The 20454-nt window shown below is 34.4% G+C and carries 22 protein-coding genes and 1 tRNA gene; 10 read left to right on the top strand and 13 right to left on the bottom strand.

Features of this window, described 5'->3' with window-relative positions; all coding sequences use genetic code 11:
• Positions 1–28: 28 nt before the first annotated feature.
• The 3 genes from EZ428_RS14950 (at position 29) to EZ428_RS14960 (ending at position 1777) form a co-directional block, all read left to right on the top strand.
• Positions 29–808, top strand: a complete 780-nt coding sequence (locus EZ428_RS14950; protein WP_131553968.1) for an SAM hydrolase/SAM-dependent halogenase family protein — start codon at positions 29–31, stop codon at positions 806–808.
• Between the two features lie 144 nt (positions 809–952).
• Positions 953–1237, top strand: coding sequence for a putative quinol monooxygenase (locus EZ428_RS14955; protein ID WP_131553969.1), 285 nt, complete (start codon positions 953–955; stop codon positions 1235–1237).
• A 9-nt stretch (positions 1238–1246) separates the two neighbouring features.
• Positions 1247–1777: a hypothetical protein gene (locus EZ428_RS14960; RefSeq protein WP_225871072.1), complete on the top strand. Its 531-nt coding sequence runs from the start codon at positions 1247–1249 to the stop codon at positions 1775–1777.
• A 286-nt stretch (positions 1778–2063) separates the two neighbouring features.
• Here the strand turns inward: EZ428_RS14960 and EZ428_RS14965 are convergent, their stop codons facing one another.
• The 10 genes from EZ428_RS14965 to EZ428_RS15010 all read right to left on the bottom strand — a co-directional run bounded on the left by EZ428_RS14965 (position 2064) and on the right by EZ428_RS15010 (position 11780).
• A complete protein-coding gene (locus EZ428_RS14965; protein ID WP_205945714.1) occupies positions 2064–3014 on the bottom strand; it encodes a D-2-hydroxyacid dehydrogenase in 951 nt (316 codons plus the stop codon).
• Complete coding sequence (locus tag EZ428_RS14970; protein ID WP_131553970.1) at positions 3007–3525, bottom strand: hypothetical protein; 519 nt, start codon at positions 3523–3525, stop codon at positions 3007–3009. Before EZ428_RS14970 ends, EZ428_RS14965 begins: the two co-directional genes overlap by 8 nt.
• Complete coding sequence (gene serC, locus EZ428_RS14975; protein WP_131553971.1) at positions 3526–4590, bottom strand: 3-phosphoserine/phosphohydroxythreonine transaminase; 1065 nt, start codon at positions 4588–4590, stop codon at positions 3526–3528. It abuts the gene before it with no gap.
• Between the two features lie 101 nt (positions 4591–4691).
• Positions 4692–7118 (bottom strand): TonB-dependent receptor, encoded by a 2427-nt coding sequence (locus EZ428_RS14980; RefSeq protein ID WP_131553972.1) that lies wholly within the window; start codon positions 7116–7118, stop codon positions 4692–4694.
• Positions 7119–7127: 9 nt separating this feature from the next.
• Positions 7128–7799 carry a ribulose-phosphate 3-epimerase gene (gene rpe / locus EZ428_RS14985; RefSeq protein ID WP_131553973.1) on the bottom strand — a complete coding sequence of 224 codons (672 nt, stop codon included), beginning with the start codon at positions 7797–7799 and terminating at the stop codon, positions 7128–7130.
• Between the two features lies 1 nt (position 7800).
• Entirely contained in the window at positions 7801–8286 is a 486-nt protein-coding gene (locus tag EZ428_RS14990) for a DUF6036 family nucleotidyltransferase (protein WP_131553974.1), read from the bottom strand.
• A 3-nt stretch (positions 8287–8289) separates the two neighbouring features.
• Positions 8290–8469, bottom strand: a complete 180-nt coding sequence (locus EZ428_RS14995) for a hypothetical protein (protein ID WP_131553975.1) — start codon at positions 8467–8469, stop codon at positions 8290–8292.
• A 188-nt stretch (positions 8470–8657) separates the two neighbouring features.
• Entirely contained in the window at positions 8658–10793 is a 2136-nt protein-coding gene (gene pnp, locus EZ428_RS15000; protein WP_131553976.1) for a polyribonucleotide nucleotidyltransferase, read from the bottom strand.
• Between the two features lie 110 nt (positions 10794–10903).
• A complete protein-coding gene (gene rpsO / locus EZ428_RS15005; RefSeq protein ID WP_131553977.1) occupies positions 10904–11188 on the bottom strand; it encodes a 30S ribosomal protein S15 in 285 nt (94 codons plus the stop codon).
• A 394-nt stretch (positions 11189–11582) separates the two neighbouring features.
• Positions 11583–11780: a hypothetical protein gene (locus EZ428_RS15010; RefSeq protein ID WP_131553978.1), complete on the bottom strand. Its 198-nt coding sequence runs from the start codon at positions 11778–11780 to the stop codon at positions 11583–11585.
• Between the two features lie 239 nt (positions 11781–12019).
• On the opposite strand from EZ428_RS15010, the gene EZ428_RS15015 reads away from it, so the two are divergent.
• Complete coding sequence (locus EZ428_RS15015) at positions 12020–12439, top strand: acyl-CoA thioesterase (RefSeq protein ID WP_131553979.1); 420 nt, start codon at positions 12020–12022, stop codon at positions 12437–12439.
• Here the strand turns inward: EZ428_RS15015 and EZ428_RS15020 are convergent.
• A complete protein-coding gene (locus tag EZ428_RS15020) occupies positions 12436–13530 on the bottom strand; it encodes a hypothetical protein (RefSeq protein ID WP_131553980.1) in 1095 nt (364 codons plus the stop codon). The genes EZ428_RS15015 and EZ428_RS15020 overlap by 4 nt on opposite strands.
• The gene (locus tag EZ428_RS15025; RefSeq protein WP_165501787.1) at positions 13524–14153 is read right to left on the bottom strand and encodes an ABC transporter ATP-binding protein; all 630 of its coding nucleotides are present in this window, start codon (positions 14151–14153) and stop codon (positions 13524–13526) included. The genes EZ428_RS15020 and EZ428_RS15025 overlap by 7 nt, the downstream gene beginning before the upstream one ends.
• A 247-nt stretch (positions 14154–14400) precedes the next feature.
• Here EZ428_RS15025 and EZ428_RS15030 point away from each other — a divergent pair, with 247 nt between their 5' ends.
• The gene (locus tag EZ428_RS15030) at positions 14401–15825 is read left to right on the top strand and encodes an MATE family efflux transporter (protein WP_131553982.1); all 1425 of its coding nucleotides are present in this window, start codon (positions 14401–14403) and stop codon (positions 15823–15825) included.
• Between the two features lie 69 nt (positions 15826–15894).
• Here the strand turns inward: EZ428_RS15030 and EZ428_RS15035 are convergent, their stop codons facing one another.
• Entirely contained in the window at positions 15895–16878 is a 984-nt protein-coding gene (locus tag EZ428_RS15035; protein WP_131553983.1) for a D-alanine--D-alanine ligase, read from the bottom strand.
• Between the two features lie 119 nt (positions 16879–16997).
• Here EZ428_RS15035 and EZ428_RS15040 point away from each other — a divergent pair, with 119 nt between their 5' ends.
• The 5 genes from EZ428_RS15040 to EZ428_RS15060 all read left to right on the top strand — a co-directional run bounded on the left by EZ428_RS15040 (position 16998) and on the right by EZ428_RS15060 (position 20422).
• Positions 16998–17771, top strand: a complete 774-nt coding sequence (locus EZ428_RS15040; protein WP_131553984.1) for a PASTA domain-containing protein — start codon at positions 16998–17000, stop codon at positions 17769–17771.
• An 8-nt stretch (positions 17772–17779) separates the two neighbouring features.
• Positions 17780–18835, top strand: coding sequence for an endolytic transglycosylase MltG (gene mltG / locus EZ428_RS15045; RefSeq protein ID WP_131553985.1), 1056 nt, complete (start codon positions 17780–17782; stop codon positions 18833–18835).
• Positions 18835–19245 (top strand): acyl-CoA thioesterase, encoded by a 411-nt coding sequence (locus tag EZ428_RS15050; RefSeq protein WP_131553986.1) that lies wholly within the window; start codon positions 18835–18837, stop codon positions 19243–19245. The genes mltG and EZ428_RS15050 overlap by 1 nt, the downstream gene beginning before the upstream one ends.
• Before the next feature lie 3 nt (positions 19246–19248).
• Entirely contained in the window at positions 19249–20241 is a 993-nt protein-coding gene (locus EZ428_RS15055; RefSeq protein WP_131553987.1) for a YihY/virulence factor BrkB family protein, read from the top strand.
• Between the two features lie 94 nt (positions 20242–20335).
• Positions 20336–20422: transfer RNA gene (locus EZ428_RS15060), tRNA-Ser, on the top strand.
• Positions 20423–20454 lie beyond the last annotated feature (32 nt).

A 20454-nucleotide genomic window follows, 5' to 3' on the forward strand; every position in this document is an offset into this window, starting at 1 on the left:
AAGAATAAGAATAAATATTGAATTTTTAATGGCGATAATAACATTAACAACAGATTTAGGTTCCAAGGATTTTTATCAGGCTGCTTTGAAAGGTAGTATCCTGAATATCTTGCCTACAGCTAATATTGTTGACATTACCCATGAAGTTCCATCATTCAATATTTCTTATGCAGCCTTTGTTTTAAAGAATGCTTATCCATATTTCCCTAAAAATACAGTCCACTTAATTGGGATTGATTCGGTTTTTAGCGAGAACACCAAATATATCGCTCTGCGTTATAAAGACCATTATTTTGTAGGTGCCGATAACGGGATATTTTCTTTATTATTAGATGAAGCACCAGATGAATTAGTAGAATTAAATATCATGCAAGATTTAAAATATTTACACTTTCCGTTAGTAGATATTTTTGTAAAAGCAGCCATTCATTTAGCTAAAGGTGGTAAGTTAAAAGAGATCGGTGTACCTACTGGAGATATTGAACAAAGGATGCTTTTACATCCTGTTATAGAGCGAGATATAATTAGGGGAAGTGTAATTTATATTGATACTTTTTGCAATGTAATTACCAATATAACGAAAGACCTTTTCACCAAGATACAACGCAATAGAGACTTCACTTTGTACTTTAGAAAAAGCGAAACCATAACTCAATTAAGCTGGCATTATAACGAAGTTCCAGAGGGAGAAAAGCTTTGTTTGTTTGGCATTAGTAACCACTTAGAAATTGCCATTAATAAGGGTAAGGCTAGTGGCTTATTGGGCCTACATTTAAGTGATATTGTGAGGGTTGAGTTTCATCCTTAGAAAGCCAAACCCCTGCATACCGACAGGCAGGCAACTCTCCCAAGAAGAGAGTACTTTGTAAATATTGTCACACTGAGCGTAGTCGAAGTGTTTAATTAAAGATCTTCGACTACGCTCAGACTGACATTAACTTAATATATTCCTATGCTAGTTCGTATTGTAAAAATGCATTTCGCTCCTGCTTATGTTGATGAATTTAAAACTCTATTTAACAACATCAAATTATTGATATCAAATTTTGAGGGCTGTAAAGATGTTAAGTTATTGCAACACGAAACTGATGAAACCATCTTTTTTACGATTAGTAAATGGCAAGGTGCAGATGATTTAGAAAACTATAGAAAGTCTAATTTGTTTATAGAAACATGGGCAAAAGTTAAACCAAATTTCAGTAGCAAAGCTGAAGCTTGGAGTTTATTAGAACAATAAAATGTCGTCATGATTAAAAAACTATTCTTCTTAATGCTATTCATATTATCTACCCTAAAGATAAACGCTCAAGACACTTCTGCGTATGAAATCCAGCGTGCTAAAATAAATGCTTTATTAGCACAAAGAAGTGCAAATTTTGGTCAATATGATGCAAGTCTGAATGCAAGAACAGGTATTTTCGGTTTCCAAACCAAAAGAGATATCAAAAACTCTAATGAGATTTTAAGACAAATTGCACTGAATGATAATGATATTTTTAAGGAACTTAAAATCTTGTTAGACTATAAAGACTTGCAAGTGGAACAGGTTAAAACTGCTGTAAATTCAAATTCAGAAAGCATTTTAAATTACAGAAAAACAATTAAGGGATTGCAAGACCAAAATGAAGGCCTTAGCAATTATCTTGAGAAAGCAGAAAGCGCAAGTAGCATTGCGCATATTTTCATGTTTGTCTTTTTAATTTGCTGTGCTATTTTAGCTTATGTTTTATATAATAAGAATAAAAAACTGAAGCAATATGAAAAAGCAAGTATTTAAGCTTTTAGTAAAATTAAATAAGATTTTACTGCCGGGTTACTACAAAAAAGACCCGATGAAATTAACCACATTTCAAAAAGCGGTTTTGGGTTTTAGATATTGGGCTTTGACAAATTCTTTATAAAATTAATTTGTTATTCCGAGGAACGAGGAATCTAATAAGTAGATTCTTCACTGCGTTCAGAATGACAAATTCTTTAAAAGTAGAAAAGGCTGACCTTGTGGTCAGCCTTTTCTACTTCTGGCTGGAAAGATGCTGAAATAAATTCAGCATGACGAACCTATTTTATTTCTTAAAATGGTCGATAATTAAATTAGCCAATTCAGTTCCAATTCTTTCTTGAGCCTCATTAGTTGATGCACCAATATGTGGAGTTAAAGAAATTTTTGGATGCGTTAATAAAGCTGCTAAAGGAGTTGGCTCATTATCAAACACATCTAATCCAGCGAAAGCTACTTTACCTGAATCTAAAGCGTTAATCAACGCTTCTTCATCAATAGTACCACCACGAGAACAATTTACAATCCCTACTCCTGGCTTCATGGCATCAAATTCTGCTGCACCTAAAATCGGTTTATCTGCAAATGGTGTATGTAACGATATAAAATCACTCTGCGCAATCACTTCAGCCAAGCTTACTGTTTGTACAGGAATATCTACTTTAATTCCGCCTTGCAAGTTTAAAGTGATGTTACCGCTAAAAGGAAATAAATCATAAGCTAAAACATTCATTCCTAAACCTAAAGCTACACTTGCAGTTTCTCTTCCGATTCTACCAAAACCAATAATACCAATTGTTTTGCCTCTCAGCTCAATACCTTTTGCATAAGCTTTTTTCAAATCATTGAATTTGGTTGCTCCCTCTACTGGCATCTTGCGATTTGCATCTTGTAAGAAACGAACACCTGTAAATAGATGAGAGAACACTAATTCTGCCACAGATAAAGATGAAGCGGCTGGTGTGTTCACCACATTTACACCCTTACCACGGGCGTAGTCAACATCGATATTATCCATTCCAACTCCACCTCTACCAATCAATTTGATATTCGGACAAGCATCAATTAAAGCAGCTCTAACTTTAGTTGCACTACGAACAGTAATTGCATCATAATTTAATAATGCTTCTGCTAGTTGGTCTTGTGGAATTGTTTGCGTATCAACCTGAAAACCTGCATCTTCTAATAATTGTTTTCCTATTGGGTCTATGCCGTCGTTGGCAAGTATCTTAATCATAACCTTTATTAATTTCTATTTTAATAACATTAATTGCTAAATCTCTATTGTAATGCTTTGTTAAACCTTGAAATAAGGACCCAAAAACAGTAACTTCTTTATTTTTTAAACTTTCAATTTTATTATAAATTAAACTATCATTTGAAGAAAGAACAAATTGATTATAAGAGTTGAATAAAATGTAAGACAGTGAGTCTGTATCATTTCTGTAAGTAAAACTCTTTGGTTTGTTAACAGTTAAAATAAAGGACTTATTGGGTAATTTTTCATATTTAGAATAGTTTTTACCTGGTTCACCAAATTCAACTAAGGAAATTTTACCTCTAAATGCCAAATTAATTTTACTATCAATTGTATCTAATTTATCCCAATCGAATTCTGTTAATTTAATATCTAGTTTGCTATTTCTATCTACAGAACTGAATGATTCCTTACCAGAATTGTCAGAATTGCAACTACTGAATAAAGTAATCAACACCACGAGAATATAGACAAATCTAAAAAATCTCATTTATTTTTGTTTCTCTTCAAATTCCTGCATTAAATCTATTAATGCATGAACGCTTGTAATTGGAAGTGCATTGTACATTGATGCTCTAAAACCACCAACGCTTCTGTGTCCTTTCAATCCTTCAAAACCATTATCATCAGCAAATTTTGCGAATGACTTTTCTAGTTCAGGATTTTCCATTACAAAACAAACATTCATTCTAGAGCGGTCCTCAACAGCACAAGTTCCTTTGAATAATGGATTTCTATCAATTTCCTTATACAGAGCATCAGCTTTTGCTTTGTTCTCTTTTTCTATTTCCGCAATGCCACCTTTAGATTTTAACCAATTTAAATTCAGCATTGCTGTATAAATTGAAAATACTGGAGGTGTGTTGTACATTGAATCGTTATCCTTGTAAGATATGTAATCTAACATTGATGGAATTGCTCTTCCGCTTTTACCTAAAATTTCATCTTTAACAATAACAATGGTTAATCCGGCAGGGCCGATATTTTTTTGAGCACCAGCGTAGATTAGATCGTATTTAGAAACATCAATAACACGACTCATGATATCAGATGACATGTCACAAACTACAGGAACCTTAGTTTCCGGCAAATTGAATAATTCTGTTCCGTAAATGGTGTTATTTGAAGTATAGTGGAAATAGGCGCTATCTTCAGGAATTTCATAATCCTTCGGAATGAAAGTGAAATTTGCATCTTTAGAGGTAGCTACAATGTTTGCTTTACCAAAATACTTTACTTCTTTTATCGCTTTATTTGCCCAAACACCAGTTTCTAAATAAGCAGCTGTTTTTCCTTCTGGCAATAAGTTCATTGGAACCATGGCAAATTGCAAACTTGCCCCACCTTGTAAAAATAAAACGGAGTATCCAGATGGTACATTTAAAAGTTCTTTTACCAATTTATTAGCCTCCGCCATCACTTCCTCAAACTCAGGGCTGCGATGCGATATTTCTAAAATTGATAAACCGTCTTTAAAATCTAAAACAGCTCTAGAAGCTTGTTTAAATACCTCTTGCGGTAAAATACAAGGGCCTGCACCAAAATTATGTCTCATTATATATTAAGTTTTATTAATAGTTGTTCAATTTTTCTTTAAAGGCATTAATGAGCTCGCAAGCTCGGTTTATGAGGGTAAATCTAGTAAATTAGTAGGACTTATTGATGGTTTTTGAACTTTAAAATTAATTTAAAATTGAACTGTCGACCTGTTAAATAGTTAGGCACGGCATACTGAACATTGTCTACATCTTTTAACCACAAATAAGATACGGTGTTATTGATATTGAGCAAATTAAAGACTTCAAAATAAGCGATGAACGAACTAAAATATTTATCTAATAATTTTGGCTTTCTTAGCGCATAATCATCTAAAAAATCTTTAGAAAAACCAATATCTACTCGTTTGTAAGCGGGAATTTGGAAATTATCAGTGTAATGGTCACTTTGTGGCGAACCAATTGGTAAACGAGAACCATAAAGCATATTTAAGTGCACTTTATAAGTAGGGCTTTTTAACAATCTATCCTGAAAAAAAACAGAAAAATTAACCCTTTGGTCTGTAGGTCTTTTTAAATACCCTGGAAATATCAAATTTTGACCGCTGTAGTAAGAATCGCCTAAAATATCTTGCTCAGCTTTCATAAACGATAACCTAAAATAAGAAACCAAGTCTTTTACAAACTCGCCCCCTATGCTAAAATCTGCCCCCAATGTTCTTCCTTTCGCTGTTTCTGACGATAAGTACTTAATTCTTACATTATCTATCACGTATGGAATTAATTTATCTATGTATTTGAAATAAACTTCAGAACTAAATTTCAAGCGAGTTCCCAAACCATCAAACGCATAATCGAAGCCTGCAGATGTATTATAAGAGCGTTGCGCTTTCTGGTTTAAATTTAAAATTCCATCATAAGCTCTTATACTTCTATAGGTAGGTGGCTGCTGATAAACACCGACAGAAAAACGTAGAATTTTGTTGTTACTGGTTGGTCTATAAGCCAATAACAACCTAGGGCTTATTAAAATCTGCTCTGATAATGAGTTATAACTTGCCCTTACCCCTAGCTGTAAATCTGTATTTCTGGCAATGTTATAACTGTCTTGAATATATGCGGTGTAATTATCTATATCAACATTGTTCGATATCTTGATTGACTGTTCTAAATAAAACTTCTTTGAGTCGTATGGTAAAATATAACCAGCAGAATCTGTTAAATGATATTCATTTAAGTCGTCCTTAAATTTATTCTGCTCAAACCTCACGCCCCAAGAAAAGGTATGATTTTCAAAACTTTGGTCAGCCTTAATTTCTGAGCTAAACGTTTGAGAGCTTAAACTATTTCGAGCATAATTTAAATAAGTCCCAATCCCTCTATTTACCCTAACAGTAGCAAAACCACCAGAAGCAAAACCTGTTTCTAATTCATCAAAAATATACCTTCCTTCAATATCGAATCTTTCTCTCTCCTTTGTATTAAAATAGCTATTTATCCACTTGATAGCTACATTAGGTTTTGGACTAAAAATAGCGGTTACCGCACCACCTGCAGTTCTATAACTATCAATCTCTTGCCCATTGTATGCAATATTTAATCTAAGTTGCGTATCTAATGTTCCAAACTGCGTTTCCCTATCTTCTGGCACTAACCTAAATTGTCCGAGATTGAAATTTGCAAGTCCGCTCAAACTAAATTTATCAGAAAAATTGTACTGGTAAAGAAGCTGGGCATCGCCAAAATTTGGATTATAACTGCCCTTGTTATCTTGCTTATTTAATACACTGCTGTTGTTTTTATACCTTAACCCTAACAAAAGGAAACTTTTATTAGCCACATATTTAGAGCTTAAAGACGTACCTAACAAACCTGTGGTTAAAACTAATTGACTACTATCAGGCTTATCATATTTTACATCTAAAACAGATGATAGTTTATCACCATATCGAGCTTCGAAACCACCGGCTGAAAACTTTGCCCGAGTTACTAAATCTCCATTTATAAAGCTTAAACCCTCTTGCTGTCCATTTCTAATTAATATTGGCCTGCTAATCTCAATGTCATTTACATAGATTAAGTTTTCATCGAAATTACCCCCTCTAACACTATATTGGGAGCTTAACTCATTATTAGTTGAGACACCCGGAAGTGTTTTTAGAATAGCTTCAAAATTACCGGAGACGGAAGGTAAGGAAGATAAATCGGCAATATTAATGGTGCTGGTGTTACTTAACTGATTTTGCTTATTGGTTACGGTAACTTGCTCTAATTCATTTATATTCGGCACTAAAATGACATCTCTAACAATTCGTCCAGCAACTTTTTCGTTGATTTTTATATTGATAGGTTTATAACCCAACAAACTGTATTTTAATGTAAATGAAGTGGTTTTAGAATAGATGGTGTAACTGCCATCTTCTGTCGTTAGCGTACTTTCTTGCTGACCTAAAACAGCAACCGTAACTTGTTGTAGTGGATTGAAATTTAAGTCTTGAATTTTACCCGTTACCCTAACCAACGGCTGAGCATTTACCAAAGTAAAGCTCACAAGTAAAGTCGAGATTAACAGATAAGCCTTCAACATTTAAAATAATTAAATTTCTTGTAAGCTTACATCGATATTTTTCATATCTGCAATCATTTGGGTTTGATTGCTTGCCGAAAAAATGGCATTACCTGCAACAAAGGCATTTGCGCCAGCTTTTATTAAGCTAGCTGTATTTGAAATGCTAACTCCCCCATCAACTTCAATAATTAAATTTGGATTGATTTCATTAGCCATTTTTCTTAGTTCAGCTATTTTATTTAGAGATTGAGGAATGAATTGTTGGCCACCAAAACCTGGATTTACCGACATGATTAAAACCATATCTAAATCTGCCAAAATATCTTTTAATAAACCAACAGCAGTATGTGGATTGAGCGCTACACTAGCCTTACAACCAGCAGCCTTTATCATTTGTATCGTCCTGTGTAAATGCAGACAAGCTTCGTAATGAACTGTGATGATATCAGCACCTTCATTTGCAAACTCTTGTATATACTTTTCAGGATTAACAATCATCAAATGAACATCTAAAGGCTTTTTAGCGTACTTTTTAACTGCTTTTAAAACGGGAAAACCAAAGGAAATATTTGGCACAAACACACCATCCATTACATCAACATGGAACCAATCAGCGTCGCTATTATTTATCATTTCGATATCGCGTTGCAGATTAGCAAAATCAGCAGAAAGTATAGATGGAGCTATGATGTGTTTCATTTTATTGGCTTGTGTCTTCTCTTAATTTTTTGATATTCTCAAGTTCTATAATATCAATTTGGTCTTTTGGTCTATTTGCTGCTCTTTTCGCCTCAATTAATTGATTGATATGTAAAAAAGGTATTTCTAAATCATAAATTGTAGCAATTGAAGCATACTTAAAACTTTTATCGAAACCATATTCTTCTAAGCCCTTAACTGATGTCATAATGTCCATTCTCAAACTGTTATCCAAATGAAAATCGGTCCAGCCTGGAATAAATTCCATTGTTTCTAACAATTTATAATCTCCTAATCCATACTCGTTAAAAGCTTTTCTTAAGTTCTTTCTATTTTCTAGACTATCTTTTATCCAAATATCAATGTCATCAGTTGTACGATGAAAGCCATGTAAATTTGTGGCAACTCCACCTATCATTATAAAATTCACCTTATTATTTAAAAGTGAGCGCCATAATTTTAGTATTTCATCATCAAAAACATCCATATATTAATCCATTTTTTTATGGATAACCTTAGCAGATTTCAAAATGATATTCATTTTCATCAGTCTTGTCATGGTATGAAATCGCTCTGTGTAAGAACTCGATAAAGCTTTACGCAATAAGTCCTCTTCAGCTTTTTTATAATCAGCTAATGGTTCCTCAACTATGTTAGTTTTACTTTTCATATCAATACATGCAAGTTACAAAACTAGTCCGAAAGTTTATAGTCGGAAAGTCTGAAAGTTATAGTCTTATACGTTTACATCTTTCATACATTTCACACTTTCCAACTTTTCGGACTTCAAACAAAAAAACCCTTCCAGTAAAACTGAAAGGGTTAGTATATTAAAGTCCCCTTTAGGGGATTTAGGGGTTATGCTTGTGGAGCTGCAGGTTTTTCAGGTCTTGGCAACAAAACTTTACGAGAAAGTTTCATTTTACCTTGTTTATCTACATCTAACAATTTAACCTCTATTTTATCGCCTTCTTTTAAAACGCCATCCATGGTTTCTAAACGTTCCCATGAAATTTCAGAGATGTGTAATAAACCATCTTTACCTGGCATAATTTCTACGAATGCACCAAATGGCATGATAGATTTTACTTTACCTTGGTAAGTAGCACCAATTTCTGGTTTAGCAGCAATTGCATTGATACGTGCAACAGCAGCATCAATTGCAGCTTTGTTATCAGCAAAAATTTCAACGATACCTTTGTTACCAACCTCTTCGATAGAGATAGATGCTCCAGTTTCACGTTGCATCTCTTGAATGATTTTACCGCCTGGGCCTATTACCGCACCAATAAATTCTTTATCAATACTTAATGAAACAATACGTGGAGCATGTGGTTTTAAATCTTCATTAGGCGCAGCGATTGTTTTCTTCATCTCGTTTAAGATGTGTAAACGACCGTCTTTAGCTTGCAACAAAGCTTTAGTTAAAACTTCGTAAGACAAACCATTGATTTTTAAGTCCATTTGACAAGCAACGATACCGTTTTCAGTACCTGTTACTTTAAAGTCCATATCCCCTAAGTGATCTTCATCACCTAAAATATCTGAAAGGATTGCATATTTACCAGTTTTCTCATCAGTAATTAAACCCATTGCAATTCCAGAAACTGGAGATTTGATTTTAATACCAGCATCCATTAGTGCTAAAGTACCAGCACAAACAGTTGCCATTGATGATGAACCATTGGATTCTAAAATATCAGAAACAATACGGATAGTGTATGGGTTCTCTGCTCCTTCTGGTAATACTTTTTTCAACGAACGTTGAGCTAAAGCACCGTGACCAATTTCTCTACGTCCAGCACCTCTATTAGGTCTAACCTCTCCAGTTGAGAAACCAGGGAAATTATAGTGCAATAAGAATTTGTTGTAACCGTTAACAAAAGCTCCATCAATCATTTGTTCATCATCTTTACTACCTAAAGTTACAGATGTTAAAGATTGAGTTTCGCCACGCGTAAATACTGCCGAACCGTGAGCTGCAGGTAAATAACCTACTTCACTCCAAATTTTACGAATTTCAGTTGTTTTACGACCATCTAAACGAATTCCTTCATCTAACAACAAATTTCTAATTGCATCGTACTGCACATCATGGTAATAATGTTTAGCCATTGCTTTAGTTAAATCTGCAGTATCTTCTGGCATTGCTGCGAAGAAATCATTGATAATTGCAGTGAAACCAACTTTACGCTCATCTTTATTAGAACCAGATTTCGCAACTGCGTAAACTTTATCGTAAGTATCAGCAAAAACTTTAGCTCTTAAATCAGCATCATGATCTTCGTGGTTATATTCACGTTTTACAGTTTTGCCAGTAGCTTCAGTTAATTCAACTTGAATAGCACATTGAACTTTAATTGCAGCGTGTGCAAATTTTAAAGCTTCAACCATTTCATCTTCTTGAATTTCATCACACTCACCCTCAACCATGCCTATATCGTTAGCCGAACCAGCAACCATAAATTCTAAAGTTGCACGCTCTAATTCGCTAGCCAATGGATTAATTACCAATTTGCCATCAATTTTAGCAACACGTACTTCAGATATTGGACCGTTAAAAGGAATATCAGAAACTGATAAAGCTGCAGATGCTGCTAAACCAGCTAAACAATCTGGCATGATATCTTTATCAGCCGAGATCAATGAAATCATTACTTGTGTATCAGAGTGATAATCTGAAGGGAACATAGGGCGTAAAGCTCTATCAACCAAACGAGAAATTAACACTTCATAGTCAGATAATCTTGCCTCACGACGTAAAAACCCTCCTGGAATACGGCCGGTAGCCGCATATTTTTCTTGATAATCTACCGATAATGGTAAAAAATCTGTACCTGGTTTGGCACCTACAGTAGATACAACTGTTGCTAACAACATGGTATCTCCCATTTTAACTACAACAGCACCATCAGCTTGTTTAGCCAATTTACCTGTCTCAATTTCTACAATTCTTCCATCGCCTAAATCAAACGATTTTTTTATTACATTCATATTTAATTGTTGTGATCTGCTTTTCCTCTTTCGAACAGATCGAGTTTATATATATTTTCTTCGAGTATTAAACTAAAAAAAGCCACTCTAAAAGAATGGCTTTTATAACATTACACCGATTTGATGATATCTCTTAGCGATAAAGCCTTGATGATAGCACGATAACGATTAATATCTTTTTTAAATAAGTACGCCAAAATACCGCGACGTTTACCTACTAATTTTTGAAGTGACAACTGAGTAGAGAAATCTTTACGATTTTTCTTTAAGTGTTCTGTTAAGTGCGCAATACGGTATGTAAATAACGCTACTTGACCTTCTGCAGAACCAGTGTTGGTTTCTACTTCGCCGTGTTGTTTAAAGATTTCGGCTTTCTTTTCTGGACTTAAATACATTCTTGAATGGTACTAAAGTTTATAAATTAATTAATTGAGCGCAAAGATAAGCTAAGTTCAGTATAAAAACAAGTATTGTCATCGGATGAATATATCCATTTTGCAAATATTCATCCGATGACTATTTTTAAGCTAAATATTTGAGAATCAGAAGCAGTAAAGCTTCGGTCATTTCATTCCCGTGCCAAAGGCACTCCTTTGGATCGCTCACTTCTGCCGAGAAGGCAGCATCTCGCTAAATCGCCTACCTGTCGGTAGTCAGAGGTTTATTTAACAAACGATAAGTTCTTTGGAGAAGCTTGTTTCCCTCACAGTTAACAAGCTAAAATGAGCTATAACTGTTAGTCGAGATTTGCAATCTCGATTTAAATAGCTGAGGATTTCGAATTAAATATTAGGCTTTCTGATAACAAGGCCCAAACCTTGTGGTTTTTTTTAAAAGATTACCGCCATTCATTTGAACAGAAATACGATTTAGGTTTAGCAATGCTAGAAATTTTTGCTCAGAAGAACGACTTAAATAGGCATATTCTCGCTCTGCAACTATACTTGCTCTAGAAATATTTGTATCATATAGTTTTAAACTACCCATTTGTATCAAAAATACAAAAATTACCTTGAATAATAAAATTTTGTCCTTTAACGTAGTGCTAAAAGTATTTATTTAGAGTTCTACATAGCTATTGACCGTCCGTATAGGCTCGGTATACCGTCGGTTCACCGTCGAAAGACGCTTTTCGACGGTGAACCGACACAGGATTGACGGAGAGCCGACGGTGAAAATGCATTATTTTGACATTCTAAATAATAAATCATTTACTTTTGCTGCTGATGGAAAAAAATCAATTCAGCATCTTCGAAACAGAGTTAAATGTTCGTCCAGACGATATAGATATGTTTAACCATGTGCACAACAGTAAATACCTAGACTATGTATTAGCTGCCCGTTATGAGCAAATGGACAAGTTTTACGGAATGAGCTGGCAAAGTTTTACCGAACAAGGTTTTGGCTGGGTGGTAGCTAAAGTGATCATCAACTTTAAGCGCCCTTTAAAACTAGGCGACCAAATGCTGGTTAGAACTGGCATTTTAGAAATGAACGAAAAAGGAAGTAATGTGCAGTTCGAAATCATCAATAAAGCTACTGGAAAAGTAGCTTCAGATGGGATTTTTGAGTACGTAATGATAGATTTAAAAACGCAACGTTCTTGCAAGGTAACCGAAGAAATGATTAAGGCTTATAGTATTTAAGCTATTTCTTTTAAATCTAAACCATTATAATTCCATAAGTAAAAAACTGAAGTAAAGATGATCATTGCAATACTAAACGGCAAATAATACCCGCCAACAATAGCAAACATACTTACAAAGAAAAAGAACAAAAGATATTGTAAATACCTATCTGTATTTGCCTTTAATAAATACACTAGGGCTTGCAGAACTAACATCGAGCCCAAGCAAAACAACACACAATTAACAAATTGCAATGGGGTAATTCCAGTAGAAGCTCCCAGCAATATCAACTCTGGAATTAACAACAAACCAAACACAAAAGCCCAATATATCAATCTTGTAATTGCATTAATGGGTAAGCTTTTAGCAAAGGAGTTATAAAAAGCATCAAATTTTGTGAGGTTCAAAATCAGCACCGCGTGACTTAAAACCACAGCTAACAAAGCAGTTAAATAAATCCTAATGTCATTAGGTATGTCTGCAAAAACCAATAAAATCGCCTTAAAAAACAAGAAGGAAACTATTTTACAAATCAATAGCATTATTCGTTGTTCATTTAACAAATACCAAATTGGCCATGACCAAAATGGTTTATTGATTTTAAGTTGAGGGAAATTTAACCAAGCTTTTGAGACATTAAAATTAAAATTACTAAAGCGATAGGTATAAATAGCTAACGATATCATTATTAAACCTAACATCCCAGTCGTAGCAAAAAGGCTAACCAAATATTGGTGAACAACTGAAGTAATTAAAACCAAAGTAGCGTAACACAAAACAGGAATGAGAAGGAATGAATACACCTTAATCCATAATACAATTTGTGCCTTTTTAGAAACAACTGTTAGTTCTTTTACAAAACCATAATCTTCTTGAGAAAGCTTTTGCCTTACAAAAAGCAAGGACTTCACTGCATACAAAATCCAAATACCAAATAGAATTAAAAGGTTTAATGGCGAAGAACAAATGGAAAGCAACAAAGCTTTATGAAATAGAATTAAATCATAACCTTGTATCATACCAAATAACAAATAGAAAACAACCAAAAACAAACCAACATGTTGTTGGTAAAAAGTTGCGCCTATTGTTCTAATTAATAGCTTTAGCATATCACTACTTTTCTGTTTTCGATAACAAACACACCATCAACGGTTAATTTAGCTGCATCAATTTCTTGGTGAGATGAGATTAAAAAACTTTTCCCCTGCCCCGATTTTTCTATTATTAATCGGTACAATTTATCAGTAGATGCGGTATCAATGGTAATTAAAGGTTCATCGAAAATGTAAAGCGATACATCGCCAATAAACGCACATATTAAAGAGAGTTTCTTTAACATTCCGCTAGAATAACCTCCAATTTTTTGATCTAAAAAAGCCGTCATTTCAAACAAATCAGTTAATGTATTGATGTCCTTTTGACTAGCTTTTCTTATAGCCGCATAAAAATTGAGCAATTCTTTCCCTGTAATAAATAATGGGTATTGTGGCTCGGCTTCTGCATAACTAATCCTTGAACGAAAATCATTGGCTTGCTTTTTCAAGCTTATCTGATTTAATAACACAGTTCCATCAAAAGGAGTTTGACCAGAGATTATCTTGAACAAGGTAGTTTTCCCAGTCCCATTACCGCCTTTTAGCCAATAAATTCCAGAATCAATTTTCCATTCATCAAATGCTAAAACAGTATGGCTACCATACCTTTTTGATATATCAGTTAAGGTTAAATTCAATTGGTTTAGTTTTATTGTTTTGATAAAAATTAACAATTCTTGTTACAGCAATTACTTAACAAACTGATAATCAAGTTAAATTTTGCTCTTTAAATTTATTTTATATTTTTGCAACATCAAACTCTATTGAACCATGATAGTATCGAGGGAAAAATTTGGCTGTTAACAGCTAAATCCACATTCTTTTATCAAATAATTGATGCTTAAAACAATAAGCATCTTATGGTTTATACTTTATCTTTTTCAAATGTTACAATCTTCTAAGACCAAGGGTGGTCTTTCTAATTTTTTTTCAGTTTTATGGCAAGCAATTATTGGCAAAGAAACTGATTATACTGCTATTAGTATCAGCAAAGCAATTGTGCTGCTAGCCATTCCAATGATGCTAGAAATGATTTTCGAATCAATCTTCGCATTGGTCGATTTATATTTTGTTGGTCACCTGCCAAACAGCGGTCACGCCATGCAAACTGTTGGCCTAACAGAATCTGTACTTACCATTATTTATTCTCTTGCAATTGGCATGAGCATGGCAGCAACTGCGGTTGTTGCTCGTAGGATTGGAGAAAAAAATCCAGAAGCTGCTGCAAAAGCTGGTATGCAAACCATTGTTTTGGCCATGATTATCAATGTAATCATCAGTGTTGTAGGCGTAATATTCGCAAAGAATATTCTACTGATCATGGGCGCATCTGAAGAAACAGCAACGCAAGGAACAACGTTTGTTCAGATCATGATGGGAAGCAGCACGGTAATTATGTTGTTATTCTTAATCAATGGTATTTTTAGGGGTGCTGGCAATGCATCTATCGCCATGCAAAGTTTATTAATTGCCAATATTGCCAATTGTATCCTTTGTCCTTTATTTATTAGGGGTTTGGGTCCAATACCAGCTTTTGGTTTAACCGGTGCTGCAATGGCTACGGCTTTAGGTCGGGGCATTGGGGTAAGCTATCAGATTTTCCATTTAGTAAGAGGAAATAGTTCGCTTAAAATTAAGTTCGCTTATTTTAAACCTCATTGGGAGCAAATGAAAGCTATTATTAAAATTGCTGCTCCAGGCATTTTGCAATTCGTTATTGCTTCATGTAGTTGGATATTTTTAGCGCAATTGGTAGCTACAACTGGCGGTGATAATGCTTCTGCTGGTTACCAGACTGCTTTACGCTTAATGATGTTTTTCATGCTACCTGCTTGGGGCTTAAGTAATGCTGCAGCCACTTTAGTTGGGCAAAATATGGGTGCTGGTCATATGGATAGAGCAGAGCAATCTGTTTTTACCACAATGAAATATACCACCATTTTTATGGCAACGGTTACGGTATTATTTTTAACCTGCGGACCAATTTTCGCGTCATTTTTCACTAATGATGAAGCGATTAAAAAGGTTGCAGTTGAAGCCTTAAGAACATTAAGTTATGGTTTTGTACTTTATGGAGTTGGAATGGTTTTAATAAGTGCTTTTAATGGGGCAGGTGATACTTGGACACCTACGAGAATAAACGTAATTGCCTTTTGGCTTTTCCAAATCCCATTTGCTTACTTTTTAGCTAAGTATTTAAATTTAGGCCCTACAGGCGTTTTCATTGCCGTACCAACTGCAGAAGTTGGAATTACGTTGGCTGCCTTTATTTTATTTAAAAAAGGTAAATGGAAGCATAAAGTGGTTTAGAAATCCGAAAGTCGGTGAAGTCCGAAGCTTAACAAACTTTCGGACTTTCCGACTTTCTAACTTTCTTATCTAAATAGACTCTTCTACAATTTGCGTATAAAAGTCTTTCAATTCCATACCGTAAGCAGCAACTTGCTGAGGAATAAAACTAGTAATGGTTTGACCAGGAATGGTATTGATTTCTATAAAGTAGAATTTACCAGTTTCGTGCTCTAAAAAATAATCTATACGCACTACGCCATTGCAATTTAATTTTTCATAAACAGCTTTTACCACCTCTTCTACCCTATTCTTCTCTTCATCTGTCATCCTTCCTGGGGTAATTTCTTCAGATGCACCAGGTGTATATTTTGCTTCAAAATCAAAAAATTCATTTGATGGAATAACTTCAGTAGCAGGCAAAATCTTTATTTCGCCTTTGGCTTTAAAGACCCCCACAGAAAACTCTCTACCCTCTACAAATTCTTCAATTAAAATTTGGTCGTCTTCCTTAAAAGCCTTTTCTAAAGCAGGTTCTAAATCATCGGCATGCTTAACTTTTGTCATTCCGATACTGCTACCGCCACTATTTGGTTTCACAAAATACGGCAGTTTTAACTCTGCTTTAATAGTAGTGATATCAAAACCAGTATTTCTAAAGATCTGTACAGATTTGGCAACATTTAAGTCTTTTATCCCGTTTACAATTGCCTTTGTATAGCCTTTATTCATTGTAATTGCAGATGTTAAAGCATTAGATGTTGTGTAAGGCAAGCCAATCATATCAAAATAACCTTGCAATTTCCCATCTTCTCCAGGCGAACCGTGGATGGCAATAAAAACACCATCAAACTTAATCTTACGGCCAGCAATGGTTAATGAAAAGTCGTTTTTATCAATGGCTACTTTAACAGAATCTGCAGGCTCGTAAAACCAGCCACTTTCGTTTAGCATTATTTTATAGACCTCAAACTTATCCGAATCTAGATTTTGAGCAATGGTTGCTGCGCTTTTAACAGATACAACCCATTCTCCAGTAGTTCCGCCAGTTAATAATGCAATAGTTTTCTTCATGTTCTTAAAAATATACATCCAAAAATATAAATTAGTTTGATGCAGATTTGATTTTAATTGAGATAAAATATTTTTTTAAACTAAATTTGAACGTTATACATCTATTACGAGAAAAATAAATGAGCAACTTTATTGCCTACCTTAAAACAAAGTCTTTTAGAAACAATCTCATTGCGGCAACCTGTACTGTTGTAGGCATCTTATTAATCGCCTTTTTTAGCTTAAGATATTACACCAAACATGGCGAAGGATTAAATGTACCAGAAGTTAAAGGTTTGCCATTAGCACAAGCTGTAAGTAAATTAGAAGAATTAGGTTTACGCTATGAAATAGATTCTGTTTATGTAATGGACAAACCTCCGGGCATTGTAACCGACCAAGATCCAGATGCCAATACTTTTGTTAAAGGAAACAGAACAATTTACCTGACTATAAATACCGCCCAAGCCCCAAATGTAAAATTCCCAGATATTGAGAATAAATCCTTAAGAGAAGCACAAGCCATTTTAGAAAGCTATAGATTAAAATTGGGCGATACCACTTACAAACCAGATGTTGCAAAGGATGTGGTATTAGAAGCTTATTTTGGAGGTCAACTGATTAGAAGTGGAGAAGCTTTACCAACAGGTTCAAGAATTAACTTAACACTTGGTGATGGTCGTGGGCCTGAAGATGTTGAATTGCCAAACCTAACAGGGTTAACCATTGACGAGGTTAAAATGTCTTTAAGAGGTTCTGTATTAACATTGGGAACAGTAACCTGGGAAGGCCCGGTAACAGATTCTGCAAGTGCTGTTGTGGTTACTCAGTTCCCTTTAGTAGCAGACACCTTAGTAAAGGTTAAATTAGGCACACCTGTAAACATTACCCTATCAAACAAACCAAAAAACTAGTATTAAAAATGATTTTAGAACACGATAAAAAAGCAAAAAAAAGTACAAAAATTATATTGGCCATTATTTTAGTTGCCCTAGCCATAGGCGGATATTTTGGTTTAAACATTTATAAAACATATTTAGCAGGAAACATTACAGGAAGCCAAAAGTACATTTATGTTAAAACTGGTATGGATTATAATGGCTTTTTACACAACCTATTAGAAAAAGGCATATTAAAAAATCCAGATGCCTTTGAAGAAGCAGCTGAAAAGATGAATCTGCCTAAAAACCTAAAACCTGGTCGTTATGCTGTAAAAGAAGGAATGAACAACCGTACCTTAATTAATAAGTTAAAGGCTGGCAATCAAGATGCTGTAAAACTGAAATTTCAAAACATCAGGAAAAAAGAAAACTTTGCAGCTTACCTAGCTAAAAACATGGAGGCTGATTCTTTGTCTTTCATTAAGGTATTGGATTCTGCGGCTTTGGTAGAAAAATATGGCTTCACAACCGAGAATGTTTACACCATGTTTATTCCAAACACTTACGAGTTGTATTGGAATGTGAGCCCCACAGAGTTTTTTGAGAAAATGGTAAAACAGTACAACAAATTTTGGACTGAAGAACGTAAAAATAAAGCCAAAGCTTTAAACCTTAGCCCTATTCAAGTTTCAATTTTAGCCTCTATTGTAGATTCTGAAGCACTTTATGATAAAGAAATGCCAACAATTGCAGGTTTATATTTAAATCGTTTAAACAAAGGCATTTTATTGCAAGCCGATCCAACTGTAATTTTTGCCAATGATGATTTTACGATTAAACGAGTGCTTAATTCGCATTTGGCTTTAGATTCTAAATACAATACCTATAAATATGCTGGCTTGCCTCCAGGACCAATCATGATGCCAAGTATTAATGCAATTGATGCAGTGCTTAACAGAGAAAACAACAATTATATCTATATGTGTGCCAAGGAAGATTTTTCTGGTTACCATGCCTTTGCAGAGACAAGAGAACAGCATGAAATTAATGCAAATAAATATAGGGCAGCAATGAACAAACGCAACATCTATAAATAATGTTTGTATACGAAAGCAAGGTTAAGGTTCGCTATGTAGAAACCGACCAAATGGGTGTTGTACATCACAGCAATTATGCTCAATATTATGAGCTGGCAAGAACAGAATGTTTTGAAGCTTGTTCTGGCATGACTTATGAGAAGATGGAATCTGAAGGTGTAATGTTGCCGATTTTAGAGATGCAATCTAAATTTTTAAAACCAGCATTATATAATCAAACATTAACCATTAAATCTATTGTGAAAGAAAAACCTTCTATAAAATTAACTGTAGATTACGAAATTTACAATGAGGCAAATGAATTAATCAATACTGGTAAAACGGTTTTAGTGTTTGTAAATAAAGCCAGCAGAAGACCTTGCCAGCCGCCTGCAAATTTCATGGAGAACGTAAGGCAATATTTTGTGTAAAAAATGAATTGGGTACATAAACAATTACTAAAACTTAAAATCTATTCGTTATTTATCGAATGGACAAAAGTTTGTGTATTACCCGGTTTTAGCCCTTTACCCCTTTATACAGTTGCTACTTTCTTTTTTAAGGAGATTGGAAAAGAAGCATTGGTAAATAAAGCTTCTTCATTATCTTACAACTTTATGTTGGCTATTTTTCCTGCCATCATTTTCTTGTTTACCTTAATTCCTTATATCCCAAAAAGCTTTGAGTTTCAAGATACCTTGATGGACTTACTGGCTTTAGTATTACCAAACAATGCCTATTTAGCTTTTGAAACTACCATAAAGGAAATTGTAAACATTCAAAATGGAAGTTTACTATCCGTGGGTTTTGTGTTATCGTTGTTTTTTGCAACCAATGGCGTTCATAAATTAATGGTTGCCTTTAACAAATCGTCTCTATTGGTAGAAACCAGAACTTGGGTAAAACAACGAATGGTAGCGGTAGTTTTAACGGTAGTTATTGCCTTATCTGTTATTGTTTGTATTGTAGCAATGGCCATGGGCGAAATTGTGTTAAACTACCTACAAAGGGAATTACATTATAAAGGTGGCATTACCTTATTTGCAATTGATGTTGTGAGGTGGTTGTTATTAGGTACTTTATACTTCATTACCGTTTCCATTTTGTATCGCTATGGGCCAGCCCATGCAAAAAAATGGAAATTCTTTAGTGCAGGTTCATGGTTTGCCACCATCCTTGCTTTCTTAACCATTTGGGGATTTTCGTTCTACATTAACAATTTCGGTTCTTACAATAAAATCTATGGTTCTATTGGTACTTTAATTGTTGTAATGATCTGGCTTTATTTAAATTCTTTGATTTTATTGGTAGGTTTTGAGCTAAATGCAAGTGTAGATTTATCAAAAAGAAGCGTAAAAATCATCAGGCCGAACTTCAATTTGTTCAAAAAATCAACCCCTGTTGATGAAAAACTAAGTAAATCGTAAATTTTTATTGCTCTGTTATAGGCGCTTAGCATCTTTTTTAAAAAAACATTCATTCACAGTTTGCAGATTTAAACAGGATTTGTACTTTTGTCGCGGAGAGTTGGCAGAGTGGTCGATTGCGGCAGTCTTGAAAACTGTTGACTTGTCAAAGGGTCCGCGGGTTCGAATCCCCCACTCTCCGCACAGTAATCAAAGCCTTTAGTGAAAACTAAA

The organism is Pedobacter frigiditerrae (assembly GCF_004331645.1).
GTDB classification, from domain to species: domain Bacteria; phylum Bacteroidota; class Bacteroidia; order Sphingobacteriales; family Sphingobacteriaceae; genus Pedobacter; species Pedobacter frigiditerrae.